This window comes from Stenotrophomonas sp. SORGH_AS_0282, from assembly GCF_030818125.1.
Lineage (GTDB): Bacteria > Pseudomonadota > Gammaproteobacteria > Xanthomonadales > Xanthomonadaceae > Stenotrophomonas > Stenotrophomonas rhizophila_A.
In genome coordinates this window covers 2,711,257-2,737,185 of the sequence record NZ_JAUTAB010000001.1, presented here as the reverse complement: position 1 = coordinate 2,737,185, position 25,929 = coordinate 2,711,257, and the positions used below count along the sequence as shown (strand labels likewise).

23 protein-coding genes are annotated in these 25,929 nt (G+C 67.7%); 4 read left to right on the top strand and 19 right to left on the bottom strand.

Annotated features, from left to right (window positions below; genetic code table 11):
• The 11 genes from lpxA to QE395_RS12195 all read right to left on the bottom strand — a co-directional run bounded on the left by lpxA (position 1) and on the right by QE395_RS12195 (position 12,255).
• Entirely contained in the window at positions 1 to 786 is a 786-nt protein-coding gene (gene lpxA, locus QE395_RS12245; RefSeq protein WP_068850457.1) for an acyl-ACP--UDP-N-acetylglucosamine O-acyltransferase, read from the bottom strand.
• On the bottom strand, positions 783 to 1,238 hold the full coding sequence (gene fabZ, locus QE395_RS12240; RefSeq protein ID WP_093533165.1) for a 3-hydroxyacyl-ACP dehydratase FabZ: 456 nt from the start codon (positions 1,236 to 1,238) through the stop codon (positions 783 to 785). The genes lpxA and fabZ overlap by 4 nt, the downstream gene beginning before the upstream one ends.
• Entirely contained in the window at positions 1,235 to 2,257 is a 1,023-nt protein-coding gene (lpxD, locus tag QE395_RS12235; protein ID WP_306989290.1) for a UDP-3-O-(3-hydroxymyristoyl)glucosamine N-acyltransferase, read from the bottom strand. Before lpxD ends, fabZ begins: the two co-directional genes overlap by 4 nt.
• A gap of 362 nt (positions 2,258 to 2,619) precedes the next feature.
• Positions 2,620 to 4,986, bottom strand: a complete 2,367-nt coding sequence (gene bamA / locus QE395_RS12230; RefSeq protein ID WP_068850466.1) for an outer membrane protein assembly factor BamA — start codon at positions 4,984 to 4,986, stop codon at positions 2,620 to 2,622.
• A 73-nt stretch (positions 4,987 to 5,059) separates the two neighbouring features.
• A complete protein-coding gene (rseP, locus tag QE395_RS12225) occupies positions 5,060 to 6,418 on the bottom strand; it encodes an RIP metalloprotease RseP (RefSeq protein ID WP_068850469.1) in 1,359 nt (452 codons plus the stop codon).
• Between the two features lie 34 nt (positions 6,419 to 6,452).
• The gene (locus tag QE395_RS12220; RefSeq protein ID WP_068850474.1) at positions 6,453 to 7,643 is read right to left on the bottom strand and encodes a 1-deoxy-D-xylulose-5-phosphate reductoisomerase; all 1,191 of its coding nucleotides are present in this window, start codon (positions 7,641 to 7,643) and stop codon (positions 6,453 to 6,455) included.
• Between the two features lie 2 nt (positions 7,644 to 7,645).
• Entirely contained in the window at positions 7,646 to 8,470 is an 825-nt protein-coding gene (locus QE395_RS12215) for a phosphatidate cytidylyltransferase (RefSeq protein WP_068850477.1), read from the bottom strand.
• Complete coding sequence (gene uppS / locus QE395_RS12210) at positions 8,467 to 9,237, bottom strand: polyprenyl diphosphate synthase (protein WP_068850479.1); 771 nt, start codon at positions 9,235 to 9,237, stop codon at positions 8,467 to 8,469. Before uppS ends, QE395_RS12215 begins: the two co-directional genes overlap by 4 nt.
• A gap of 2 nt (positions 9,238 to 9,239) precedes the next feature.
• Positions 9,240 to 9,797, bottom strand: a complete 558-nt coding sequence (frr, locus tag QE395_RS12205; RefSeq protein ID WP_068850481.1) for a ribosome recycling factor — start codon at positions 9,795 to 9,797, stop codon at positions 9,240 to 9,242.
• A gap of 105 nt (positions 9,798 to 9,902) precedes the next feature.
• Entirely contained in the window at positions 9,903 to 10,631 is a 729-nt protein-coding gene (pyrH, locus tag QE395_RS12200; RefSeq protein WP_068850483.1) for a UMP kinase, read from the bottom strand.
• 124 nt (positions 10,632 to 10,755) lie between these two features.
• Entirely contained in the window at positions 10,756 to 12,255 is a 1,500-nt protein-coding gene (locus tag QE395_RS12195) for a GGDEF domain-containing protein (RefSeq protein WP_068850486.1), read from the bottom strand.
• Between the two features lie 274 nt (positions 12,256 to 12,529).
• On the opposite strand from QE395_RS12195, the gene QE395_RS12190 reads away from it, so the two are divergent.
• Positions 12,530 to 13,225, top strand: a complete 696-nt coding sequence (locus tag QE395_RS12190) for an AIM24 family protein (protein ID WP_306989284.1) — start codon at positions 12,530 to 12,532, stop codon at positions 13,223 to 13,225.
• A 66-nt stretch (positions 13,226 to 13,291) separates the two neighbouring features.
• On the opposite strand, the gene tsf is transcribed toward QE395_RS12190, so the two are convergent.
• The 8 genes from tsf to QE395_RS12150 form a co-directional block, all read right to left on the bottom strand.
• The gene (tsf, locus tag QE395_RS12185) at positions 13,292 to 14,170 is read right to left on the bottom strand and encodes a translation elongation factor Ts (RefSeq protein ID WP_068850491.1); all 879 of its coding nucleotides are present in this window, start codon (positions 14,168 to 14,170) and stop codon (positions 13,292 to 13,294) included.
• A gap of 126 nt (positions 14,171 to 14,296) precedes the next feature.
• A complete protein-coding gene (gene rpsB / locus QE395_RS12180) occupies positions 14,297 to 15,103 on the bottom strand; it encodes a 30S ribosomal protein S2 (RefSeq protein WP_068850494.1) in 807 nt (268 codons plus the stop codon).
• Positions 15,104 to 15,316: 213 nt separating this feature from the next.
• Entirely contained in the window at positions 15,317 to 16,033 is a 717-nt protein-coding gene (locus QE395_RS12175; protein ID WP_306989282.1) for a fimbria/pilus periplasmic chaperone, read from the bottom strand.
• Positions 16,012 to 16,287 carry a hypothetical protein gene (locus QE395_RS12170; protein WP_093533172.1) on the bottom strand — a complete coding sequence of 92 codons (276 nt, stop codon included), beginning with the start codon at positions 16,285 to 16,287 and terminating at the stop codon, positions 16,012 to 16,014. The genes QE395_RS12175 and QE395_RS12170 overlap by 22 nt, the downstream gene beginning before the upstream one ends.
• 65 nt (positions 16,288 to 16,352) lie before the next feature.
• Positions 16,353 to 17,393 carry a spore coat U domain-containing protein gene (locus QE395_RS12165; RefSeq protein ID WP_306989278.1) on the bottom strand — a complete coding sequence of 347 codons (1,041 nt, stop codon included), beginning with the start codon at positions 17,391 to 17,393 and terminating at the stop codon, positions 16,353 to 16,355.
• A complete protein-coding gene (locus QE395_RS12160; RefSeq protein WP_306990487.1) occupies positions 17,390 to 19,723 on the bottom strand; it encodes a fimbria/pilus outer membrane usher protein in 2,334 nt (777 codons plus the stop codon). Before QE395_RS12160 ends, QE395_RS12165 begins: the two co-directional genes overlap by 4 nt.
• A 46-nt stretch (positions 19,724 to 19,769) precedes the next feature.
• Positions 19,770 to 20,525: a molecular chaperone gene (locus QE395_RS12155; RefSeq protein WP_306989276.1), complete on the bottom strand. Its 756-nt coding sequence runs from the start codon at positions 20,523 to 20,525 to the stop codon at positions 19,770 to 19,772.
• Positions 20,526 to 20,532: 7 nt separating this feature from the next.
• Positions 20,533 to 21,066, bottom strand: a complete 534-nt coding sequence (locus QE395_RS12150; protein ID WP_068850508.1) for a spore coat U domain-containing protein — start codon at positions 21,064 to 21,066, stop codon at positions 20,533 to 20,535.
• A gap of 259 nt (positions 21,067 to 21,325) precedes the next feature.
• Here QE395_RS12150 and map point away from each other — a divergent pair, with 259 nt between their 5' ends.
• The 3 genes from map to dapD are packed head-to-tail and all read left to right on the top strand — an operon-like array spanning position 21,326 to position 25,793.
• Entirely contained in the window at positions 21,326 to 22,099 is a 774-nt protein-coding gene (gene map / locus QE395_RS12145) for a type I methionyl aminopeptidase (protein ID WP_210131471.1), read from the top strand.
• Positions 22,100 to 22,101: 2 nt separating this feature from the next.
• Positions 22,102 to 24,741 (top strand): [protein-PII] uridylyltransferase, encoded by a 2,640-nt coding sequence (locus tag QE395_RS12140; protein WP_306989273.1) that lies wholly within the window; start codon positions 22,102 to 22,104, stop codon positions 24,739 to 24,741.
• Positions 24,741 to 25,793, top strand: coding sequence for a 2,3,4,5-tetrahydropyridine-2,6-dicarboxylate N-succinyltransferase (gene dapD, locus QE395_RS12135; RefSeq protein WP_306989271.1), 1,053 nt, complete (start codon positions 24,741 to 24,743; stop codon positions 25,791 to 25,793). The genes QE395_RS12140 and dapD overlap by 1 nt, the downstream gene beginning before the upstream one ends.
• Positions 25,794 to 25,929 lie beyond the last annotated feature (136 nt).

Here is a 25,929-nt window from a genome sequence, read left to right as displayed (position 1 = left end):
TCATCGCAGCAGGGGCCTCTCGGCGTGCTCGATGAAGTCCAGCATGTCCTTGACGTCGGCGCTGTGCGCGGCCTGTTCGGCCAGCTGCACCTTGGCTTCGGCCAGCGGCAGGCCGGCCACGTACAACGTGCGGTAGGCGCGCTTGATGCTGGCGATGCGCTCGGCATCGAAGCCGCGGCGCTTGAGGCCTTCGCTGTTGATGCCGCGCGGGCGGCCCAGCGAATCGCTGCCGACCATGGTGAACGGTGGCACGTCGCCATTGGTCAGTGCACCCATGCCCAGGAAGGCGTGCGCACCGATCCGGCAGAACTGGTGGGCACCGGCGAAACCGCTGATGATCACGTAGTCGCCCACGGTCACGTGGCCGGCCAGGGTGGTGTTGTTGGAGAACACGCACTGGTTGCCGACGTGGCAGTCGTGCGCCACGTGCGTATAGGCCAGCATCCAGTTGCCGTTGCCGATGGTGGTGACGCCACCGCCGCCGCCGGTACCGCGGTTGAGGGTGACGAACTCGCGGAACACGTTGTCATCGCCGATCACCAGTTCGGTGCGCTCGCCGGCGTACTTCTTGTCCTGCGGTTCGCCGCCCACGGCAACGTGGCCGATGAAACGGTTGTTGCGGCCGATCCGGGTCGGGCCGTGGATCGAGCAGTGCGGGCCGACTTCGGTGCCTTCGCCGATCTCGACATCGGCACCGATCAGGCAGAACGCACCGATACGTACATCCGCCGCCAGTTTCGCCGACGGGTCGATGACCGCGGTGGGGTGGATGAGCGGCCCGTTCATTCGCGGGTGCCGGCGCAGAGTACTTCGGCGCAGGCGACGATCTCGCCGTCGACCTTGGCCACGCAGTCGTACACCGCCATGTTGCGGATCACGCGCTTGATCTCGACATGCATTTCCAGCACGTCGCCCGGCACCACCTGCTTGCTGAAGCGGGCCTTGTCCACCTTGACCATGTAGAACAGCTTGGACTGCGCGTCGCGGCCCAGGGTGAGCTGGGTCAGCACGCCGCCGGCCTGGGCCATGGCTTCGATGATCAGCACGCCGGGCATGATCGGCTGGCTGGGGAAGTGGCCCTGGAAGAACGGTTCGTTGATGCTGACGTTCTTGGTGGCAACGATGGTGCGCTTCTCGTAATCGATCGCGACGACCTTGTCGACCAGCAGGAAGGGATAGCGGTGCGGGATCAACGCCTGGATTTCGGTGATGTCCGGCAGCTTCTGTGGGTGGCTCATTCCTTCTCCTTGCTTACAGACAGGATGCGACGGGCCAGTGCATCGAGCTGCTTGAAGCGCGCGGCGTTCTTGCGCCACGTGCGGTTGTCGGTCAATGGGGTCCCGGACGAGTATTCGCCCGGTTCGGTAATGGAGTTGCGCACCACGGACTTGCCGGTGATCACGACCTTGTCGCAGATCTCGAGGTGGCCGACGACGCCGACGGCGCCGCCGAGCAGGCAGTAACGGCCGATCTTGGCGCTGCCGGCAATGCCGGTGCAGCCGGCGATGGCCGAGTGGGCGCCGATCTGGACGTTGTGGGCGATCTGGACGAGGTTGTCCAGGCGCACGTCGTTGTCGAGCACGGTATCTTCGAGGGCGCCGCGGTCGACGCAGGTATTGGCGCCGATCTCGCAGTCGTCGCCGATGCGCACGCCCCCCAGCTGGGGCACTTTGATCCAGCTGCCGGCGTCCATCGCCAGGCCGAAGCCATCGGCGCCGAGCACGGCACCGGGATGGATGCGCACGCGTTTGCCGATGCGGACGCGGGTGACCAGGGTGACGCGGGCGATCAGTTCGCAGCCGCTGTCCAGGCTGCAGTCTTCGCCGATGATGCTGCCGGCGCCGATGATGCAGTTCTCGCCGATCACGCTGCGCGCGCCGATGGTGACGAACGGGCCGATGTGGGCGCTGGCGGCGACCTGGGCCTCGGGATCGATGACGGCGCTGGGGTGGATGCCCGGCGGCCGGGTCGGGGCGATGTCGAACAGCGCGCCGATCTTGGCGAAGGTGGTGTAGGGATCCTTGGCGATCAGCGCGGTACCGGGCGCGGCGTCGGCGTCGTCGGCGCGCAGCACCACGATCCCGGCCTGGCTGTCGGCCAGCTGGGCGCGGTAGCGCGGGTTGGCCAGGAAGGTCAGCTGGCCGGGGCCGGCATGGGCGAGCGTGGCCACGCCACGGATGGCGGTGCTGCCATCACCATGGACCTGCAGGCCAAACTGCTCGGCGAGTTGCTGGGCGGTATAGGAAGGAGTGTTCACGCCGGGAGTTTACCGTGTGGCGTGACTTCGGTCATGTTCGGGGGTTCAGCGATGGTATGCGGCGCCGGCCGGATTCAGGCGAACAGCCTGTGGGCTGCAGGGTTCGCGCGCAGGTCCGGCGGGTGCGGGGGTACGGGGGGCGCCGTGAACCCATCCCTGGGGGCTCTTACCAAACATCCATGTTTGGTAAAGCCCCCGTACCCCCGCACCCGCCGGCCCTCTGACGGTGTGTCGGTGGCCACGGTAGATCAGGAGCCGCACACAGCAATTGAAACGCTGCCCTTCGCCGATCTAGGTTTCTCCAAGCCCCACAAACAAAAACGCCGGGCTGGGCCCGGCGTTTTCGTGTGCGATCGGTGGGTTTAGAACTGGCCACCGAACGTGAACTGCAGGCGTTCGATTTCGTCGCCGTCTTCCTTCTTGAGCGGGAAGGCGTAGCTGATCGAGATCGGGCCGACCGGGGCGCGCCACAGCAGGGCGACACCGGCCGAGGCACGCAGTTCGTTGGCCTTGAAGTTGTCCACGCCGTTGTACACGTTGCCGACGTCGAAGAACGCCGAGACGCGGGCCGACGGGCTGTCGAACAGGCGCGGGAAGTAGGCTTCGACCGAGCCGACCGTCTTCAGCGAGCCACCCAGCGGCTGGCCACGGTTGTACGAAGCGGTCGGCTCCGAGCGCGGGCCAAGGGTGTTGTCTTCGAAACCGCGCACCGAGTTGGTACCGCCGGCGTAGAAGTTTTCGAAGAACGGCAGGCCCGAAGCGGTCACGGTGCGGGTGGTGCCATCCGGGTTGGTGATCACGCGGGTGACATCGTTGCCGTAGGAGTCGCCGTAGCCGACCTCGGCGCGGGTATTGATGACCAGCGACGGGATGATCGGCCAGTACTTGGAGACCTGGTAGTTCAGCTTGTAGTACTCGACCGTCGAACCCGGCAGGGTCGTTTCCAGGCCCACGCGCTGGTACATGCCGCGGGTGGGCATGAAGTAATCGTTGCGGGTGTCGCGCGCCCAGCCCAGCTCCGTGCGCCAGGAGTGGAACGTGCGCTGGCCGATGGCATCGATGTAATCGATGATCGCCTGCGGCGTTGCACCCTGGTAGGTGGTGATCTGGTTGCTGTCGATGCCCACCATCAGCGAGACGGTGTCGTTCTCGGTGATCGGCACGCCGAACACCACCTGCGCCGCACCGTTGGTGCTGTTGTACTGCGCGGTGTTGAAGTCGGAGTAATCCAGCTCGCGCCAGGACAGGTTGTAGCCCAGCGACACGCCGTCGTCGGTGAAGTACGGGTTGGTGTAGGAGAAGCCGTAACGCTGCAGGTAGCTGCTGCGCGACGCTTCGACCGACACGCGGTTGCCGCCGCCCAGGAAGTTGTTCTGCGACAGCTGCACCGAGGTGGTCATGCCGTAGGACTGCGAATAGCCCAGGCCGAACACGAAGCTGCCCGAGGTGGTTTCCTTGACGTTGTAGACCACGTCGACCTGGTCGTTGCTGCCGGTGACCGGCGGCGTTTCGACATCCACCGATTCGAAGTAGCCCAGGCGCTGCAGGCGGATCTTGGAACGGTCGATCGCGGCCTGCGAGTACCAGCTGTTCTCGAACTGGCGCATTTCACGACGCAGCACTTCATCGGAGGTGCGGGTGTTGCCCTTGAACACGATGCGGCGCACGCCCACGCGGGGGCCCGGCACGACCTGCATGTTGATCGCCACGGTGCGTTCGGCGCGGTTGCTGGTCGGGATCGGGTTCACCTTGGCGAACGCGTAACCGATGTTGGACAACGAATTGGTGATGGCGTCCGAGCTGAATTCCAGCAGGGCGCGCGAGAACGTATCGCCGGACTTCTGGATCAGCATGCGCTCCACGTCTTCCTGCGGAAGGATGGTGTCGCCGGTGACCTTGATCTCGGAGATCTTGTACTGCTCACCTTCGGTCACGCCGGCGGTGATGAACATGTCGCGCTTGTCGGGGCTGATCGAGACCTGGGTGGAATCGATGCTGAAGTCCACGTAGCCGCGGTCCAGGTACCAGGCATTGAGCTTTTCCAGGTCGCCGGACAGCTTTTCCTTGGAGTACTGGTCGTCGCGGCGGTACCACGATGCCCAGTTGTGCTCCTTGGATTCCCAGGTTTCCAGGATGTCCTTGGACTCGAACTTCTCGGTGCCGACCAGGTTCACGTGCTGGATCTTGGCGGCCTTGCCTTCCTTGATCGCAATGGTGATGTCCACGCGGTTGCGGTCAAGCGGGCTGACGGTCGGGGTGATCTCGACGTTGTATTTGCCACGGTCGTTGTACTGGCGGCGCAGTTCCTGGGTCACCCGGTCCAGGCTCAGGCGATCGAACGTGCCGCCTTCGCTCAGGCCGATGTCGCTCAGGCCCTTGAGCAGCTGGTCGCTCTTGATGTCCTTGTTGCCGGTGACGGTCAGCTTGTTGATCGCCGGGCGTTCCTTGACCGTGACCACCAGGATGTCGCCCTGCCGCTCAAGCTGGACGTCCTCGAAGAAGCCGGTCTTGTACAGGGCACGGATCGACTCGCCGACCTTGTTGTCGGTCAGGGTCTCGCCACGTTCCACCGGCAGGTAGGTGAACACGGTACCGGAGGTGATGCGCTGCAGACCATCGACACGGATGTCGCTGACGGTGAAGGGCTCGGCTGCCTGGGCCAGGGCGGGCGCGCCGAAACCGGCGGCGAGTGCGAGGGCAAGCAGGCGGCGATTGGGGAGTCGCGTCATGTCACGTCCGGTTGGAGTCGAATACGATGTTGCGGGATGCCGGCGCATAAGACGACGACAAAAGGGTAAAAGTTCATCGCGGGAACAGACCGAGGATGTCGTTGTAGAACGCCAGTCCCATCAGTCCGGCCAGCATGGCCAGGCCGATGTACTGGCCCGCCGCCATGGCACGCTCGCTGAGCGGGCTGCCCTTGACCAACTCGATAAGGTAATACAGCAGGTGCCCGCCGTCCAAGATGGGGATGGGCAACAGGTTGATGATGCACAGGCTGAGCGAGAGTACGGCCAGGAACCAGAGGAACCAATCAAGGCCGCGCTGGGCGGTCTGGTTGGCTACCCGGGCGATGGTGACCGGGCCGGAAACGTTCTGCAGCGAGGCATTGCCGGTCACGATGCGGCGCATCATGCCGAGCGAATCGCCCGCCGCGCGCGCGGTTTCGCGCAGCGCCGCCGGGATGGCCGCCAGCGGGCCGTACTGCAGGGTGGTGTCATAGGCCGGCGCGCTGGCCTGCGGGAAGCCGATGCCGATCTGCCACGTGGGCTGGCCGCGGCCGTCCTTGCCCTGGCGCGGGGTCACTTCCAGCGCCAGCCGGTCGCCGTTGCGCAGCACCTCGATCATGCCCGGGCCGCCGCGCTTGCCCAGCGCGAGGATGGCCGGGGAGACCTGGTCGGCCGCATCGATGCGCTGGCCATCCACGGCCACCACCAGGTCGCCCGGCAACAGCACGCCCTGGGCGGCGGAATCGGGCAGCACCTGTTCGACCAGTGCCGGCTGCAGGTGGAACTGCCAGGTCAGGCCGGCCAGCGAGGCCACCCAGCGCTCATCGAAGCCGGCCGGCAGCTGCGACAGCGGCAGGGTGCGGGTGCGCACCTGCTCCTGCGCATCGACCACCTCCACCTTCGCATCGTGGCGGTCCATGGCGGCCGTGGTCAGGGCCATGGCGGCCTGGCCTGCGGTGACCACGCTGCGGTCATCCACGCTCAGCACGCGGTCACCGGCCTGCAGCCCGGCCACCTGGGCCATGCCGGTGGTGCGGCCGATGGTGGCCGAATAATCCTGCTTGCCCAGTACGAACATGGCCCACAGCAGGGCCACGCACAGCACCAGGTTGGCGATCGGGCCTGCCGCCACGATCGCGATGCGCTGCCAGACGCTCTTGTGGTTGAAGGCCAGGCCGCGTTCGGCCGGGTGTACCTCGACCTCGCGCTCGTCGAGCATCTTCACATAGCCGCCCAGTGGAATGGCGGCGATGGCGAATTCGGTACCGTTGCGGTTGCGGCGCATCCACAGCGGTTTGCCGAAGCCGACCGAGAAGCGCAGCACCTTCACGCCACAGCGCCGCGCGACCCAGTAGTGACCGAACTCATGGAACGTCACCAGCAGGCCAAGGCTGACGATCATCCACCAGACGGAGCCGATGAATTCACCCATGGTGGACGTCGCGGGAAAGGAGCGGGAAGGGCATTCAGGCGTGGTCGATGGCGGCTTGGGTGATCTGGCGGGCGTGCTGGTCGGCGGCCAGCAGGCCCTCCAGTGTATCGGCGGACGCGGAAGGCAGTGTTGAAAGAGCGTTAGCCACCAGCCCTGGAATGGCTAGGAAAGCGATCCGCCCCTGAAGAAACGCTGAAACAGCCACTTCATTGGCCGCATTGAGCACCGCCGGGGCAGTGCCGCCGGCGGCCATCGCCTGCCAGGCCAGGCGCAGGCAGGGGAAGGCGTCGGTGTCGGGGGCCTCGAAATCCAGCCGGCCCTGGCTCAGCAGGTCCAGCCCGCCAACCCCGGATTCGATGCGGTGCGGCCAGCCCAGGCCCACGGCCAGCGTGGTGCGCATGTCCGGCAGGCCCATCTGGGCCAGGGTGGAGCCGTCGACGAATTCGACCAGCGAATGCACCAGGCTCTGCGGGTGCACCAGCACTTCGATGCGCTCGCCGGGGATGTTGAACAGGTGGTGGGCCTCGATGACCTCCAGCCCCTTGTTCATCAACGTCGCCGAATCGACCGAGATCTTCGGGCCCATCGACCACTTCGGGTGGGCGACTGCCTGGGCCGGGGTGACCTCGGCCAGCTCGGCCCGGCTGCGCCCGCGGAAGGGGCCGCCGGAGGCGGTGAGCAGGATCCTGCGCACGCCGGCCTGGTCCAGGCTGGCGTCGCGCGAACGCAGGCACTGGAAGATGGCGCTGTGTTCGCTGTCGATCGGGATGATCTCGGCCCCGGCGGCGGTGGCGCGCTGCATCAGCAGCTCGCCGGCCAGGACCAGCGATTCCTTGTTGGCCAGCAGGATGCGCTTGCCAGCGCCGGCGGCGGCCAGGGTCGAGGACAGCCCGGCCGCGCCGACGATGGCGGCGACCAGGGTGTCGCATGCGTCGCTGGCGGCCAGCTGGTCCAGCGCGGCGGCGCCGGCATGCGCCTGGGTGTCCAGGCCGGCGGCGCGCAGGCCATCGCGCAGATCCGCATACAGCGCTTCGCTGGCGATTACCGCATGCGCCGGCCGGTGGAGCGCGCACAGCGCGACCAGCGCCTGCACCTGGGTGCCGGCGGCCAGCACGGTGGCGCGGTAGCGGTCCGGGTGGCGCGCGATCACGTCCAGCGCGGATGCGCCGATCGAGCCGGTGGCACCGAACACGGCGACCCGGCGGGGGGCGGTAGTGCTCTGCATGCTCAGAATCCGAAGATTTCCTTGCCCAGCGCGAACACCGGCAGCGCGGCCAGCACGCCGTCGATGCGGTCCAGCACGCCGCCGTGGCCCGGAATGATGTGGCCCGAGTCCTTGGCGCCGGCATGGCGCTTGAGCAGGCTTTCGTACAGGTCGCCGAGTACCGAGGCGAACACGGCGACCACCGTGGTGATGACCAGGCCGACCACGTGCCCAGGCGCGACCCCGGCGATCCAGCCGAACACCAGGGCCACCAGCAGGCCGGCCAGCATGCCGCCGCCCAGCCCTTCCCAGGTCTTGTTGGGGCTGATGCGCGGGGCCAGCTTGGTGCGGCCCAGGGTGCGGCCGGCAAAGTAGGCGCCGGAATCGGCGGCCCAGACCACGGCCAGCGCGGTCAGCAGCCACAGGTGGCCCTTGTCGCCGCTGGCGTGGATCAGCACCAGCGAGGCCCAGGCGGGCACGATGGCCAGGGTGCCGGCCAGCAGTTTGAGCGACCGCGCCGGGCTGCCGGGTTCGGCGCCGAAGGTGAAGAAGCGCAGCCACAGCAGGGCCAGCAGCCACCAGCCGATGCCGACCAGCGCGGCGATCTGGTACAGCACCAGGGTGCCGGCGTCGGCCCAGACGATGAGCACCATCAGCACCAGGTTCAGCACCAGCAGCACGGTGCGGGCCAGTGTGTCGTCCACGTCGGCCAGCTTCAGCCATTCCCACAGGCCGATCAGGAACACGGCGGCGGCGGCGGCGGCCAGCCACTGGGTGGGCAGCAGCAGGATCGCGGCGATGGCGACCGGCGCCATGATCAGCGCGGCGATGACTCGGGTTTTGGTCATGGGGTGGACGTCTCGGTGGCCAGGGCGGCGATCTGGGCGCTGGTCAGGCCGAAGCGGCGTTCACGTGCAGCGTAGGCGTCGAGCGCCTGCTGCAGGATGGCGGCGTCGAACTCGGGCCACAGCACCTCGGTGAACCACAGTTCGGTATAGGCCAGCTGCCACAGCAGGAAATTGCTGACGCGGGTGTCGCCACCGGTGCGGATGAACAGATCCGGGGGCGGCAGGTCGGCCAGGGCGACGCGGCTGCCCAGCAGCGCTTCGTCGATCTGTTCGGGCAGCAGGCGCCCGGCCGCGACCTCGGCGGCCAGTTCGCGTGCGGCCCTGGCGATGTCCTGGCGGCCACCGTAGCTGGCGGCGATGCTCAGGGTCATGGCGGTATTGCCGGCGGTGCGTTGCTCGGCCAGCTGCATGCGGCTGACCAGCCCGGCACCGAAGCGCTCGCGTTCGCCGATGAAACGCACGCGCACGCCGCGGCGGTGGAGTTCATCCACCTCGCGGTCCAGTGCATTGAGGAACAGCTTCATCAGTGCGTCGACTTCGTCGCTCGGCCGGCCCCAGTTTTCGCTGGAGAAGGCAAACAGCGTGAGCGCGGCGATGCCACGCTCCAGGCAGAAATCGATGGTGCGGTTGACCGCGCGCGCGCCGGCCCGGTGGCCGATCACGCGCGGACGACGGCGCTTCTGCGCCCAGCGTCCGTTGCCATCCATGATGATGGCAACGTGGCGGGGCACGGCGGCGGTGGAGCTGCTGGTCGGGGCCTGGGTCATGCTCAGACCGCCATCAGTTCCTTTTCCTTTTCGGCAACCACACTGTCGACGTCCTTGATGGACTTGTCGGTCAGCTTCTGGATGTCGTCTTCGCCGCGCTTCTTGTCGTCTTCGCTGATCGACTTGTCCTTCAGCAGGGCGGCGATGGCCTTGTTCGCATCCTGGCGGATGTTGCGGATGGCGATCTTGGCGCCTTCGCCTTCCTTCTGCACCTGCTTGCCAAGCTCGCGGCGACGCTCTTCGGTCGGCGGCGGCAGGTTCAGGCGGATGACGGTGCCGGCCACGTTGGGGGTCAGGCCGAGGTCGGAGGCGTAGATCGCCTTTTCCACGTCCTTGATCATGCCCTTGTCGAACAGGGTGATGACCAGCGAGTGGCCTTCGGAAACGCTGATCGAGGCGACCTGGTTGAGCGGCGTGTCGGTGCCGTAGGCCTTGACCGTGATCCGGTCCAGCAGGGCCGGCGAAGCACGGCCGGTGCGGATGGAGGTCAGGGTTTGCTTCAGAGCATCGATGCTCTTTGCCATGCGCGTTTGCGCGTCCTGCTTGATTTCGTTGAGCATCGCCCGAATCCTGGGTGTCACTGGGAATCGGGCGATTATAGGCGAAATGGGGTGAACCAAGGTCCGCGCTGAACGGGCGGGTGCCGGCCGTGGCCGGCGCGCCGGTCAGGTGGCGTCGCGGCCGCGCACCAGGGTGCCGATGTTCTCGCCGTGCAGGATCTTCAGCAGTTCGCCCGGCTGGCCCATGTCGAACACGCGCAGCGGCAGGTCGCTGTCGCGGGCCAGGGCGAAGGCGGCGGTATCCATCACTTCCAGGCCACGGCGGATCACTTCGTCGTAGGTCAGGCTGTCGAAGCGGACCGCATCGCTGTGCTTGTTGGGGTCCTTGTCGTACACGCCGTCGACCTTGGTGGCCTTGAGCAGCAGATCCGCGCCGATTTCGATGGCGCGCAGCGCGGCACCGGAATCGGTGGTGAAGAACGGGCTGCCGACACCGGCGGCGAAGATCACCAGGCGACCCTTTTCAAGGTGGCGGATGGCGCGGCGGCGGATGTAGTCCTCGCACACATCGTTGATCTTGATGGCGCTCATCACGCGGGCCTTGGCGCCCAGCTTCTCCAGCGCGTCCTGCATGGCCAGCGCGTTGATCACGGTGGCCAGCATGCCCATCTGGTCGCCGGTGACGCGGTCCATGCCGCCGGCGGCCAGGCCGGCGCCGCGGAAGATGTTGCCGCCGCCGATGACCAGCGCCACTTCGGCACCGGCCTGCTGCGCTTCGATCACTTCACGCGCCAGGCGGTTGATGACCTTGGGGTCGATGCCGTAGTCCTCATCCCCCATCAGTGCCTCCCCGGAAACTTTCAGCAGGATGCGGCGATAGGAAAGATTGGACATGGTGGCCTCTGGATGCGTGGAAAACGCAGGAATTCTACTGGATGCGGCGGTACTCGGCGTGGAAAATCTGCTGCACTGCGGCGCAGCCCTGCCACAGCGGTGGATCGCCGCTTCCTGACTCCATTCAGGCCGTGGCGGTCCCCGGTGAACGCGCAATCACGCGGTTGCGCCCCAGGTTCTTGGAACGGTACAGCACGTCGTCGGCGGCCTTCAGCAGGTCCTGAACATCGGCGAAACGCTCATAGCCGCCCTGGGTGGCCACGCCGGCGGAGAAGGTGACGAACAGCGGACCGTCGGCCACCTCGGCCATGGGGGTGTTGACGATGCTGGCCAGCACCCGGCGCACCACGTCCAGCGCCACCAGCTCGGTGGTGTTGGGCAGCAGGGCGATGAATTCCTCGCCGCCGAAGCGGGCCACGGTATCGCTGTTGCGCAGGTGTTCCTGCAGCTGGGTGGCGAACTCGCGCAGCACCTGGTCACCGAGCAGGTGGCCGTGGGCGTCGTTGATCTTCTTGAAATCGTCCAGGTCGATGAAGGCCACCGACAGCGGCCAGCCGTGCCGGGTGGCGCGCAGGAACTCCTGTTCCAGCACGGCCTCGAGCTGGCGGCGGTTGAGCACCCCGGTCAGGGCGTCGCGGTGGGCCTGTTCGGCCAGCCGGTTGGCGCGCGCCTCGAATTCGTCGGCGCGCTGGCGGGCCAGGGCGGCATCCTGCATTTCGCGCAGGTTGCGCAGCGTCGCCAGCTCCTGGGCATGATCGATCAGCTGCTGCACGCGCGCAGGCGAAATCAGCGTGGTCTCGAACAGGGCGCTGATCTCGGGCAGGGCTTCGCCGATCCGGGCCAGCACCTGGTCGAACTGCGCGCTGTCCAGCTTGAGGGTCTCGTTGACCTGCTGCAGGGCATGTTCGCGGGCAGCATCGGCGTCGGCGCTGAGCCAGATGTCGGCGACCGCGCCGGACAGGGCCACGCAGGCCTGGAAGTTGTCCTCGGCCGCGGCCGGCGATTCACTGCGGGCAATGGCGTCCACCAGGTAGCGGGGCAGGTCCCACTGTTCGGCCATCCACGCGCCTACCTCGGCATGGGTGCAATCCAGGTGCTCACGTTCGAGGGCGATCAGGGCCTCGTTGTCGCGCGCCTGGCGCAGCAGCGGCAGGTAGCGCTCGGGCTCGCTCTGGGCCAGCACGAGCACGCCGATGTCCTGCAGCAGGCCGGCCAGCATCAGTTCTTCGGCCTTGCGCAGGCCGCGGGCCTGGCCGAGCAGGCTGGCCGCCAGCGCGCTGAGGATGCTGCGCCGCCAGGCGCGCTCGCGCACGTCCTGGCCCTGGCCGGGGGCGGTCAGGTCCTGGGTGACGGTGAAGCCCAGGGCGAGGCTGACGGTGGCGTTGAGCCCCAGCATGGTCAGTGCCTGGCCGAGGTTCTCGATCCGGCGGCGGCTGGCATACAGCGGCGAATTGGCAATGCGCAACATGCGCGCGCTCAACGCCATGTCGATGGCGATGACGTCGGCGGCCGTGGTGATGTCGGTTTCCGGGTCCTGCGCCAGTTCGATGATGCGCAGGGCAATACCGGGCGGCGAGGGCAGGTTGCGGCAGAGCGCCAGGGCGGCTGTCAGCTCGGGAGGCATGGCGGGAATACTGAGGTGATGTGGCAAGAATACATGGTGTGCGTCACAGATTTGAGTGTTGGTGCTTGCGTTGTGGGAAATGTTGCCTGCGACAGGTGGGGTCGAGGTGCCTTTCGATGCAAAACCAACGGGCAGATCGTGCGGCGGTGGGGCAATGAGCTCTTTGGTACCACATCCGCTGGCGGATGGGGGAGTGGCACGAGTGGCGTCCGCTGCTGCAATGCGGTGGGTGGCGCGGGTACCATGCGGCCTCCAATGAAAAAGGATGGACCCCATGGCCGTAAAGTCGCTTCAGGAATTCCTCGCCAGCACGCACGAAAAAGATGTCAGTGCGGATGCATTCGAGCTTGAGAGCCCACACATGCTGGAGATACGGGTGAACGGCATGGTCTGGGCCAAGGCCGGTTCGATGGTGGCGCGCAAGGGGGCGGTGAAGTTCACCCGCCAGGGGCTGCTGGAGCAGGGGCTGGGCACGCTGCTGAAGAAAATGGTGAGCGGTGAGGGGCTGCAGCTGATGAAGATCGAGGGCCAGGGGCGGGCCTACCTGGCCGATGCGGGCAAGCAGGTGACGCTGCTGCGGCTGGCGGGCGAGTCGATTTTCGTCAACGGCAACGATGTGCTGGCCTTCGAGACGGGCATCGAGTCCAAGATCAGCATGATGCGCAAGGTGGCAGGCATGCTGTCGGGCGGGCTGTTCAACATGCGCCTGAGCGGGCACGGGATCGTGGCGATCACCTCGCATTACGAGCCGCTGACGCTGCCGGTGACGGCGCAAGGCGGCCCGGTGTTCACCGACCCGAACGCAACGGTGGCCTGGTCGGGCTCGCTGACGCCCGAGATCGTCACCGACATTTCGCTGGGTACGCTGGTCGGGCGCGGTTCGGGCGAAACCCTGCAGCTGCGCTTCGCCGGCGAAGGCTGGGTGGTGGTGCAGCCGTACGAGGAAGTTACGTTCCAGGCGAAGGGCTGAGGTTCGCTGGCACAAAAAAGCCCGGCTTGCGCCGGGCTTCTTCGTTTCATCGCTTGAGGCGATGGATCAGGCCAGGCCGGCCTGCTTCATCACTTCGGCGGCGTAGTCTTCCACCACCTTTTCGATGCCTTCGCCAACAGCCAGGCGCTTGAAGCCGATCACGTCGGCGCCGGCGGCCTTGACCACCTGCTCGACGGACTGGTCGGTGTTCAGCACGTACGGCTGGCCGTACAGGGTGACTTCGTTGACGATCTTGGCGATCTTGCCGCTGATGATCTTCTCGAGGATGTCGGCCGGCTTGGACTTGTCCTTGTCGGACATCTTGGCCAGTTCGATTTCCTTCTCCTTGGCAACGAACTCGGCCGGCACGTCGGCAGCCTTGTTGTGCGGCGGGTTCATGGCAGCCACATGCATGGCCAGGCCACGCGCCAGCTCGGCGTCGCCGCCGGCCAGTTCAACCAGCACGCCGATGCGGCCGCCGTGCACGTAGGCCGCGACGTTGTTCGACGATTCCAGGCGGACGATGCGACGCACGTCGACCTTTTCGCCGACCTTGGCAATGACCGCAGCGCGGGATTCTTCGACGGTTTCGCCCGACGGCAGCTTGGCGGCCTTCAGCGCGTCGATGTCGGCAGCGCCCGAGCTCAGCGCGACCGAGGCAACGGCCTTGGCGAAGTCCAGGAAGTTGCTGTCCTTGGCGACGAAGTCGGTTTCGGAGTTGATTTCGACCAGCACGGCCTTGTTGCCGTCCTGTGCCGACACGATGATGCCTTCGGCAGCAACACGGTCAGCCTTCTTGTCGGCCTTGGCCAGGCCCGACTTGCGCAGCCACTCCGCCGAAGCGTCGATGTCGCCGCCGTTTTCGGTAAGTGCCTTCTTGCACTCCATCATGCCGGCGCCAGTGCGCTCGCGCAGTTCCTTGACCAGGGAAGCAGTGATTTCCACGGGAATTCCTCACGAAAGAAAGGGGTTGGGCCGGCATCGTGGCCGGCCCATGTGACAGCATCCTGTCATCGCGCCAGTGGCAGCGGACAGGAGCGGTGGACGCCAGGCGCCCACCGCGGGCCTGGATCAGGCCTGGGCTTCGCCCTTGTCGGCAGCAGCCTTCTTGGCCGGAGCGCGGCGGGCCGGCTTGGCTTCTTCGGCAGCCGGGGCGTCGGCGAACTCTTCTTCACGGACGGTGGCAGCGTGCGGAGCAGCAGCCTTGCCTTCCAGCACGGCGTCGGCAGCGGCACGGGCGTACAGCTGCACGGCACGGATGGCGTCGTCGTTGCCCGGGATCGCGTAATCGACCAGTTCCGGGTTGTAGTTGGTATCGACGACCGCGATCACCGGGATGCCGAGCTTCTTGGCTTCCTTGATGGCGATGTCTTCGTGGCCGATGTCGATGACGAAGATCGCGTCCGGCAGGCGGTTCATTTCCTTGATGCCGCCCAGCGAGGCTTCCAGCTTGTCACGCTCGCGACGCAGGCCCAGCACTTCGTGCTTGACCAGCTTGTCGAAGGTGCCGTCGGTTTCGCCGGCTTCCAGTTCCTTCAGGCGGGCAACCGACTGCTTCACGGTACGGAAGTTGGTCAGGGTGCCGCCCAGCCAACGCTGGTTCATGAACGGCATGCCGCAACGCTCGGCTTCTTCGCGGATCGACTCGCGGGCGCTGCGCTTGGTGCCCAGGAACAGGATGGTGCCGCGCTTCTGCGCGACGCTGGAAATGAAGTTCATCGCGTCATTGAAGAGCGGAACGGTCTTTTCCAGGTTGATGATGTGGATCTTGCCGCGGGCGCCGAAGATGTACTGGCCCATCTTGGGGTTCCAGTAACGGGTCTGGTGGCCGAAATGGACGCCGGCTTCCAGCATCTGACGCATGGTGACCTGGGGCATTGCAATACTCCTGATAGGGAACCGGCCGCCGCGGGTAATAGTGGGCGGTCCGCCGCAAGGCGGGGGGTTCCGGGGTTTGGCTTCCCTGTCGCTTCCGTGTCCGAACTCCTCGCGGAGCACCCCGGCACGGATATGGGCGGCAGGTGTGGATTCACCGGTGACGTCCGGTGTTGACGGGTTTCCTGTGCACAGGGCGCGAAGAAATCCGGTCGATTATAGCCCGGGCAGGCGGTCCGGCGCAATTGGCGGGGTGGCGGCCGGGATGTCGACGGGTTCCGCATCGCCGATCCGGGCCCGGAAACGGCCCCCGGCATAGGCTGCGGCGGGGCCGGGCAGGGCCCATCGGCGGGTGCTGCCGGCCAGGACATAGCCGGCCAGCTCCGGAAGCAGCAGCCTGGCGCGTCCGTCGGGGCCAATGAAGGTCAGGTCCGCCAGCCGCGCGTGACCGGTGCCGCCATTGTAAAGCGCCAGCAGGGCGTGGCCGGCGGCGTCGCGAAGGTCGGCGGACAGGGCGGGCGCCGGGCGCAGTTGCGGCCCGGCCACGAACACCGGCAGCGACACTTTCAGCGGCGGGCTTTCGGGTGCGGCCCGGAGCACCAGCCGGTACCCCTGTTCAGCGCTTGGTGCGGGTCCGATCCGGACCACCCGTACCCGCTGCCGGGCATTCGGTGCCAGCGCCAGCCGGGTCGGGCTCACCACCACGTCCTGTGCCGGGGTCAGGCGTTCGGCGTCGGTGCTCTGTTCCCACCGGTACAACCGCGCCTGGCCCGCCCACGGCTGCGCCGTCTCGTTGTGCAGCCACAGTTCGGCGTCCTGCTGGTCCGGGCGCAGCGCAACCCGCAGCGGGGAAATGTCCAGCGCCTGCGCGGCGGCCGGCGCAAGCAGCGCCAGCAGCAGGCAGGCGCGGATCAGAAGGTCAGGGTGAGCCATGGCCGGCGGGCGTCTTCGTCGTCTTCGTCCGCCGGGGTCAGCTGCTGCACCTGGGGCGGGGCCGGGATTTCCTCGTCGCTGCGTCGGTGTGCGCTGCGGCAGCTGGCACGCGTTGCGTCTGCGTCTGCGTCCAGTGCGCACGCCTCCACGATCCGCAGGCGGACCTGCAGCGGCGCATTGGCCGCGTGGGCGGCAGACAGCAGGGTGGTCAGCGCCACGCAGGTGGCGAGGCGGGCGCGGCGGCGTCGGTTCATCCGGATCGGCAGCGGGGGGTCGTTGGGATATCGGCCCGGCGCTGGCGGTCTTGAGGGACGCCGATTCAGTAGGTGATCGTCACCTTGATCTGGTCGCTGTAGCTGCCTGCAGCCACCGCACCGACCGTGGGCGGTGCACGCCCGTAAACGGTCAGGGTCTGAGCGCTGCCGGTTCCCGTGCCCGAGACCAGGTCGACGTTGGCGGTGCTGCCCCAGCGCTGGGTGCGGGTGCTTTCGCGGTACAGCGCATAGGGAATGAAAAAGGCCGGGTTGGTGGTGTGCCGCATGCGCCGCACGCTGCCGTTGGCGTACAGGCCGTTGTCCAGCGCGATGGTGTAGGCGGTGCGGTTGAGGCAGGTCAGGCCGATGGTCGACGTGCGGTCGATGTTGGCGGTGATCGTGCCGGCACTGCTGCCGAAGTCCATGTCGGTAGTGACGTAGGCACTGCACTGCGGCAGCACGGTGGCGGTGACGGTGAACGGGAAGCCGCCGGTGGCGGTCTTGTGCCCGCTGACGCCGGTGGCCGTGGTGCACGCCGCCGGCGCGGTGGCCGTGCCCAGCAGGACCTCGTTGTAGGCATATTCCAGGCGTACGTCGGCACCGCTGAAAGAGGTGCTGTAACTGCCGGCCGCCAGCGTCTGGCTGGCTGGGATGCGGCCGTAGATGGTCACGGTCACCGCGCCGCTTCCGCCGGTGAGCAGCGGGACCGAGTAGTTCAGGTCCACCACCTGCGGCCCGGGCGTGGTGCCGGGGGTCAGACCCCATATGGTGCTGTAGGCGGCGCTGGTGAACAGCTGGAAGCTGAGCGGATCGGCGGTGGTGTTGGTCATCCGCCGCAGCGGTGAAATGGCCACGCCGGTGCTGCCCACGCCGATGCCGATGCAGGCGCGTACTGACGCCGTTGCCAGCAGGCTCAGTGCGGTGGTGTTGCAGGTGATGGTGAACGTGGTGGTGGTGAAGCTGGGCGCAGCGGCGGCGTTGCCGACGTTGCCGAAGGCCGCCGTGACCGGGGTGGTGGTGGTGCAGGTGGTGTCGGCGCGGGCCACGCCGGCGCCCACTACCCCGGCCAGTGCCAGCACCCCCCCCAGCAGCAGGCGCATGCTCATGGCCCGGCTCCGGCCACGCAGCGCAGCGGCCCCAGCCGCAGCGCGGCGCTGCCCGGCGCCGGGCTGACCGGCACGCGCACTTCGCAGCGCCCGTCATCGGTGTCCACCTGCAGCACTGCCTGGGCCGGCAGATCTTCCAGGTAGACCTCGCCGTCGTAGCCCACCGTGGCGCTGCGCTGGTCCGGGAGCCGCACCTGGCTGCCGGCGGGCACGGGCCGGTCCTGCGCGTCGTGCAGGACCAGTGTGATGGCGCGGGTGCGGCGCAGTCCGAAGCTCACCCCCAGCCCGGCGCTCTGCCGCGGCGTCACCAGCGTTTCCACGCGGTCGGCACGGATGTCGGCCGGCAGTTCCAGGGTGTCGATCGAAATCCGGTTGCGCTGCCAGGACAGCAGCGGGGTGACCAGCAGCATGCCGTCGTCGTCGGTCACCCCGATCACCCGGTTTTCCAGGCGGACCGGTACGCCGCCCACGCCGTTGGTGGAGACCACCGCAAACGCGTCGGGTACCTCACGTGCGGCGAACAGGTGCCCGCCCATCCAGACCACGCTGCCGCTGGCGTTGGCATAGGCGAAGTTGGCATCGCCCTGGCGCGCCGCGCCCAGGGAGTAGCGGCCCACCCGGTTCAACCAGCCGGCTTCGACCAGCCCGCCGGTGCCGTCATCGCCCTGCCGGGCCTGCACCCGCCAACCGTAACCGCCCTGGCTGCCATCGCCGGGCACCGGCTGGGATACATCCACCGTGTACAGGTTGCGGTCGCCATTGCGCTGGGCGGCCAGGTTGCTCTGGCGGTTGTTGCCCAGGCTGGCCGACAGCGACAGGTACACGCTGCGATCGGCGTTGTCGTCCAGGTTCTGGTTGAACGAGGCGTAGGCCGACCAGCGTTCGGAGAACGTGCGGTTCCAGAACACGCTGGCGTAGCGGCGGTCGTCGCCATCGGGGTAGGACAGGCGCAGGTAGCTGGCGCTCAGCGAGCCCAGCCGGCCCAGGCTGGCACCGGCGGTGACCTGGTCGGTCACGTCCGGTGGCAACGCACCCTGCAGGCTGCCCAGGTCCTGGAAGTCGCCATGCGTGCGGCGAGTGGCGGCGTTGAGGTTGAACACCCGGTTGTTCCAGCTGTACCCCAGCGCCCACTGGCCTCCCTGCAGACCGTCGCGGCGGCTGTGCGCATAGGATGCGTTGACGACGCCGGCCTGGCCCAGCTGCCACCAGCCGCCGGCGCCGGCGCTGGCCACGCCGCCCCCGCCTTCGGCATGCAGTTCGGCGGTGAAGCGGTTGCTGACCCCGCGCCGCCAGGTGGCGCTGCCCACGGTGGCACTGTCGTAGGCGAACGAGCGGATGCCGTAATCGCGACGCATCCGGCCCACGCCAGCGGACCAGTCCGAGAGGCCTTCAGCCAGCAGCTGCTGCGTGCCATAGAAGGCAAAATCCAGGGTCTGCATGCGGCCGTAGGCATCGGTGATCACCACCTGCGCATTGCCGGTGCCGCTGATGCCCGGCTGCGCGGCCAGCTGGAACGGCCCCACCGGTACCTCGCCGTTGTACTGGCGCAGGCCATCGACATAGAGCTCGACGTTGGACGGCACCACGGCCTCGCCCAGGAAGCTCGGGGTGGGGGTGAGCACGCGGTAGGGCTGCAGGCCGTAGTTGCGCCCGATCTGGATGCCGCCCATCCGCACCGGGCGGCTCCAGTCAACGAAGCCGCTGAAGAAGTCACCGACAGTCAGGGTCAATGCGTTGTCGGGAAAATCCAGCTGCCACGCACTGTCCAGGCGCACGCTTTCGCCGCGCCAGTCGCTACGGCCGTCCTGGTAGGTGCGCAGCAGCTGGCTGCTGCGCAGCACGCCGCGGCCCATGCCGAAGACCCGCCATTCGGTGGTGAGCGCCAGGTTGCCGGCGTCCTGGTTGTGGCTGGCATAGACGTCGTAGTTGAGCAGGGCCCCAGGCGAGGCGCTGGCGGTCGGGGCGCTCTGGGTGGCGGCCCCCACTTCGGTGACCGGCAGGTTCAACTGTTCCAGCGGGATCTCCAGCGCCAGGGTCTGCAGGGAGGCGTCGTAGCGCATCACCAGCCCGCTGAGCTGGTCCAGTGCAACCGGCGCGCCGTCGGGCGCGGCGAAGCCGAGCTGACGCAGCACGGGCGGGTCGGCGCGCAGCTGGCCCGCCAGTTCGGTGAACGGCAGCAGGCCGCGGGGGCTGCCGTTGAGGGTGACGTCCAGGTACAGGGTCTGCGGTGCGGTCAAGGGCGTGGGCGCCGGCAGCATCACATCATCGGCAGCCCCCAGTTCGGCGCTGGCGGCAGGCAGTTCGGCCGCCCATGCCGGTGCGCCCGGCATTCCAGACGAGACCGCGCCGGCAGCCAAGGCGACGCGCACGCAGGCCTCAGCGAGCCGGTGGCGTCGGGGACAGGGGCGTGGCTTGCGCGCCGCCATTGATCTTCGCCGATAGCGTGGCCCCGGCCAGCCGCGTCGCGGGAATATCCAGCGGCCAACGCATGGTCTGCCCGCTGAGCACGTAGCCGATCAGGCCGGGCTGGAAGACCTGCGGGCGATCCAGCGGACCTACCGCCAGATCGGCCAGTTGCGCATAGCCATCGCCACGGTTGCGCACTTCCAGCACCACCTTGCCATCGGGCTGGACAAGCACGCTGCTCCGCAGCTCGGGCTTGCCTGCGGCGCTGCCAGCGGGCTGGATGAACACCGGCAGCGAGTAGCGCAGCACGAACTGCATGCCCTGGCGGTTGGGGTCCAGCGTGGGCACCTCGTCGACGATGACCCGGTACGACAGCTGTGCGTCGGGCGCTTCCTGCTGGGCACGCACGACGCGGATCAGCTGTTGCTGTCCGGCTGCGAGCGACTGCATGGGCGGGCTGACCACGAGGTCTGACGTGGGGTCGAGCTGGTCGCGGCCGTCGCGCTGGGTCCAGCGGAACACCCGGGCCTGCACGCTTACCGGCGCCGACCCGCTGTTGCTGACCCACAGCGCTTCGGCGTTCTGGCGGGCGCTGAGCTGCAGCGAGGTGGGCGCAACCTGCAGGCTGGCGGCCCACAGGCCAGGCATGCCAAGCACGACCAGCAATGCACAGGCGCAGACAGCCGCCGTGGAGCGCGGTGCGCGCCCCCGTTCGAGTGCTGACATGGCGGCCTCAGTACGAGATGGTGGCGGTGACCGTGTCCTGGTAGGTACCGGTGGCGGCGTTGTTCACGCTGGGATTGGCCACCTGGCCATAGATCGGGTACGCCTGCGCCAGGCCGGTACCGGTGCCGGCCACCGTGTTGGTGCCGGTGGTGGCGCCCCAGACGTTTGCACGGCCCGCATCGGAATACAGCTGGTACCCGACGAAGTTGTTGGTGGTCACCGCCGCATCGGTGTTGCGCATGCGCCGGGTGGTGACGTCATTGGCGGTCGCGGCGTTGGACCCGGCATTCAGCGCGATGGTGTACGGCGTGAGCGCCGAGCACTGCGCGGTGACCGAGCCCTGGGCGTTGGACGGGGTGGTGGCGGTGGACAGCGCCGTGCCGAAATCGACATCGGTCGCGGCGGCCGCCGTGATCGTGCAGGCCTTGGTGATGATGATGCGCACGTTGAAGGTGGTGGTGTCCGCCGCCATGGCGGGCGAGGCCAGGGCCACCAGGCCAAGGCTGAACAGCAGGGGACGCGGGGCGCGAAGGAATCGCATGGTCTTCTCCTTGGACGGGGGTCCTGGATGAACGAATCGATGCCGGCGTACTGCAGGGGGAGGGCGCCAGGGGCGGCGCTGACCCCCTTATAAAAGTGATGTTGTAGGGGGGGTGTGAGGAAAAGTGGCCGGTTTTCACAGTTTTTCCGTTCCCAGACCACCAAGGCCCTGCCGCTGTTGGGCTTCGACCCGAACGCGGGCTGTCAGCGTTCCAGCCCTTCCCGTTCAGAATGGTCCCGGATCGGCGATAATGGGCGCCATGAGCGTGAATCTGAAAACCCCCGAGGAAATCGAACTGATGCGCGTCGCCGGCCGCCTGGCCAGCGAAGTGCTCGACATCGTCACCCCGTACGTCAAGCCGGGCGTGACGACCGAAGAGCTGGACCGCATCTGCCACGACCACATCATCAACGTGCAGAAGGCCACGCCGGCCAACGTCGGCTACCGTGGCTTCCCGAAGACGGTCTGCACATCGGTCAACAACGTCATCTGCCACGGCATCCCCAGCGAAGCCAAGGTCCTGAAGGACGGCGACATCGTCAACATCGATGTCACCGTGATCAAGGACGGCTGGCACGGTGATACCAGCCGCATGTACTACGCCGGCACGCCGTCGACGATGGCCAAGCGCCTGGTCGACACGACCTACGCGGCTATGTGGGCCGGTATCCGTGCGGTGAAGCCGGGCGCGACGCTGGGCGACATCGGCCACGCGATCCAGTCGCTGGCCGAAGCCGAGCGCTTCAGCGTGGTCCGCGAGTACTGCGGGCATGGCATCGGCAAGGTCTACCACGACGAACCGCAGGTGGTGCACTACGGGCGTCCGGGCCAGGGCCTGGTGCTGCAGCCGGGCATGACCTTCACCATCGAGCCGATGATCAATGAAGGCACCCGCTACAACAAGGTGCTTCCCGATGGCTGGACCGTGGTCACCAAGGACCGCAAGCTGTCGGCGCAGTGGGAGCACATGATCGCAGTCACCGAGACCGGCGTGGATGTGCTGACCCTCTCGCCCGGCGAATCGCAGGTCTGAGCATGTTGCCGGCGAGCCCGACCCTGGACGCGCCGGCCGACGCCGTCGCCGACCCCGAGTGGGCGGCGGAGGCTCGCCAGACCCTGCAGCAGGCCGACGCGCGCCTGTACCGGCGCTTCGACCAGAACGACAACATCGAGCGGCTGCTGGCGCTGCGCGCCCGCGCTGCCGACCATCTGATCCGGATGGCCTGGCAGCGCTGCGTGCCGGCCGATGCCGGGCTGGCGCTGTTTGCGGTGGGTGGCTACGGGCGCGGCGAACTGTTCCCGCGCTCGGACATCGACCTGCTGGTGCTCGGCGCACCCGAGGCACAGCGTCGGCATGAAGCGGCCTTGGCCCGCCTGTTCGCGCTGCTGTGGGATTGCGGCCTGCCGGTCAGTCATGCAGTGCGGTCGGCGCAGGAGTGCGTGCAGGCCAGCGCCGACCAGACCGTGCTCACCGCCTTGATCGAATCGCGCCCGCTGGTGGCTGACGAAGCGGCACGCCAGGCGCTGAAACAGGCCGTCAACAGCGAGGGCCTGTGGCCGCCGCGCGAATTCTTCCTGGCCAAGCGCGACGAACTGCTGGCCCGCCACCAGCGATTCGGCGACACCGCCGACAACCTGGAACCGGACATCAAGGATGGCCCGGGCGGGTTGCGCGATCTCAATACGCTGGGCTGGATGGCACTGCGCGCGTTCGGCGTGCGCGAGCTGGAAGCGCTGGTCGGGCTGGGACACCTCGGCCCCGATGAAGCCGCTGCACTGCGCCGTGAGCGCTGCGCGCTGGCGCAGCTGCGGTTCGGCCTGCACCTGGTGGCCAACCGCCCGGAAGAGCGCCTGCGCTTCGATTACCAGAAGACCCTGGCCGCGCGGCTCGGCTTTGCCGACGACGTGGAGAGCCTGGCGGTCGAGAAGATGATGCAGGGCTTCTACCGCAGCGCCACCGTGGTGCGGCGGATCAGCGACCGCCTGCTGCAGCGCTTTGAAGAACAGTTCGACGGGGAGGCCGTGCCCGAACCGGTCAGCGTGGGCTTTTCCTTGCGCCGCGGCTACCTGGCCGCCAACGACCCGCAGTGGCCGCAGGGCGATATCGAGCAGGTGTTCGCGCTGTTCTCCAGCTGGGCCTACAACCCCGACGTGCGCGGCCTGCACTCGCTTACCGCGCGGGCCTTGGCCGAAGCGCTGGCCGAGCTGCCGGCGTACACCGAGGCCAGCACTGCCGCGCGCGAACAGTTCATGACCCTGCTGCGCAGCCCGCGCGCGGTGGATACGCTGGCGCGCATGGCCCGCCTGGGCGTACTGGGGCAATGGATTCCCGCCTTCGCGCAGGTGTCCGGGCGCATGCAGTTCGACCTGTTCCATGTCTACACCGTCGACCAGCACACCTTGATGGTGCTGCGGAACATCGGCCTGTTCGCCAGCAGCCGGGCGGACGAGCGTTTCTCCATTGCCCACGAGGTCTGGCCGCGGCTGCGCAAGCCGGAACTGCTGCTGCTGGCCGGGCTGTTCCATGACATCGCCAAGGGCCGCGGCGGCGACCATTCCGAACTCGGCGCGGTGGATGCCCGCGACTTCTGCCAGGCGCATGCGCTGAGCGGTTCCGATACCGAACTGGTGGCCTGGCTGGTCGAGCAGCACCTGCGCATGTCGGTCACCGCGCAGAAGCAGGACATCTCCGACCCGGACGTGATCCACCGCTTCGCCACGCTGGTGGCCAGCCGCGACCGCCTCGACTACCTGTACCTGCTGACCTGCGCCGACATCGCCGGCACCAGCCCGAAGCTGTGGAATGCGTGGAAGGATCGGCTGCTGGCCGACCTGTACTTCGCCGCGCGCCGGGCGCTGCGCGATGGCCTGGAAAACCAGATGCCGGCCGCCGAGCGCGTGCTGGAGGCGCGCGAGAGCGTGCGCGCGCTGGTGCGCGAGCGCGGCTACGACGACGCCACCATCGACCGCCAGTTCACCGTCATGCCGGATGAGAGCTTCATCCGCCTGCGCCCCGAGCAGCTGGCCTGGCAGGCCGCCGCGCTGGTGCCGGTCAAGCAGGGCCAGACCCTGGTCAAGGTGCGCCGGATCACCGCCGACGACGACGCGCTGGAAGTGTTCGTGCACTCGCCCGACCGCGACGGCCTGTTCGCTGCGATCGTGATGACCCTGGACCGCAAGGGCTATGGCATCCACCGGGCGCGCGTGCTGGATGGCCCGGTTGACACCATTTTCGATACCTTCGAAGTGACCCCGGCCGACAGCTTCGCCGATGGCGATGCACCGCGGCTGGAAGCGGCGCTGCGCGAGGCGCTGGCCGGCGACCTGTCGCGGCTGCGCCCCTCGCGGCGGGTAGTGCCACGCCAGCTGCGCCATTTCCGCTTCGCCCCGCGCATCGAATTCCGCGATGCCAACGACAACGACACCGGCGGCACCCGCTTCAGCCTGGTCGCACCCGACCGCCCCGGGCTGCTGGCCGATGTCGCCTTCGTACTGCGCAACCAGGGCCTGCGCGTGCATGACGCGCGCATTGCCACCTTTGGCGAACGCGCCGAGGACATGTTCGTGATCAGCGATGAGCACGACCACCCCCTGACCGAAACCGCCCGGCAGCAGCTGCATGACGCCATGCTGCGCTGCCTGGACCCTGATCGAAACGCCGGAGACCCCCACTGATGGCCACCAAGCCTGCCAAGAAGACTGCCGCCAAGACCGCGGCGGCCAAGAAGACCGTTGCCGCTGCCCCGGCCGCGAAGAAGACCGCTGCGAAGAAAGCCGCGCCGGCCGTGAAGAAGGCGCCGGTCAAGAAGACCGCAGCCAGCAGTGCCGCGGAAACGGCGGCCAAGCGCGCCGAGAACATCGCGCGCAAGTCGCTGCGCAAGCCGGCCACGCCGGGCGTGGAAGAACTCAAGTTCGGCATCGAAAGCGCGTTCGAGCGCCGCGCCACGCTGACCCTGCATGAGATCGAAGGCTCGACCAAGCCGCTGGTCGGCCGTGTGATCGATGGCCTGGAAACCGGTGAGTTCCGCGTGGCCGAGCCGGATGGCCATGGCGGCTGGAAGGTCAACGAGTGGCTGAAGAAGGCGGTGCTGCTGTACTTCCGCGTCAACGACATGGCGGTGGTGGATGCGCGCCCGGCGCCGTTCTGGGACAAGGTGGAATCGCGCTTTGCCGGCTTCGATGAGGCCAAGTTCCGCCGCGCCGGCGTGCGCGTGGTGCCCGGTGCGATCGCCCGCCGCGGCAGCTACTTCGGCAAGGACGTGGTGCTGATGCCCAGCTTCACCAACATCGGTGCCTACGTCGGCGAAGGCACCATGGTCGATACCTGGGCCACCGTGGGCTCGTGCGCGCAGATCGGCAAGCACTGCCACCTGTCCGGCGGCGCCGGCATCGGCGGCGTGCTCGAACCGCTGCAGGCCAGCCCGACCATCATCGAAGACCACTGCTTCATCGGTGCACGTTCGGAAGTGGTGGAAGGCTTCGTGGTCGGCCACCACAGCGTGATCGGCATGGGCGTGTTCCTGGGCCAGAGCACCCGCGTGTACAACCGCGCCACCGGCGAGATCAGCTACGGCTCGGTGCCGCCGTACAGCGTGGTGGTGTCCGGCCAGCTGCCGTCCAAGGACGGCTCGCACTCGCTGTACTGCGCGGTCATCGTCAAGCAGGTCGACGCCAAGACCCGCAGCAAGACCAGCGTCAACGAGCTGCTGCGCGGCCTGGCCGACTGATGCGGTGACGCAATCGGGGCATCGTCACGATGCCCCGATGACGCTTTCACCGCGCGCTGTGGTGCGGCTTCGCAAAGCCGGTCACAGCTTGACGCCGCCGTCGCCCCGACCCCTTCCGTGCATGCCTATGCTGCCG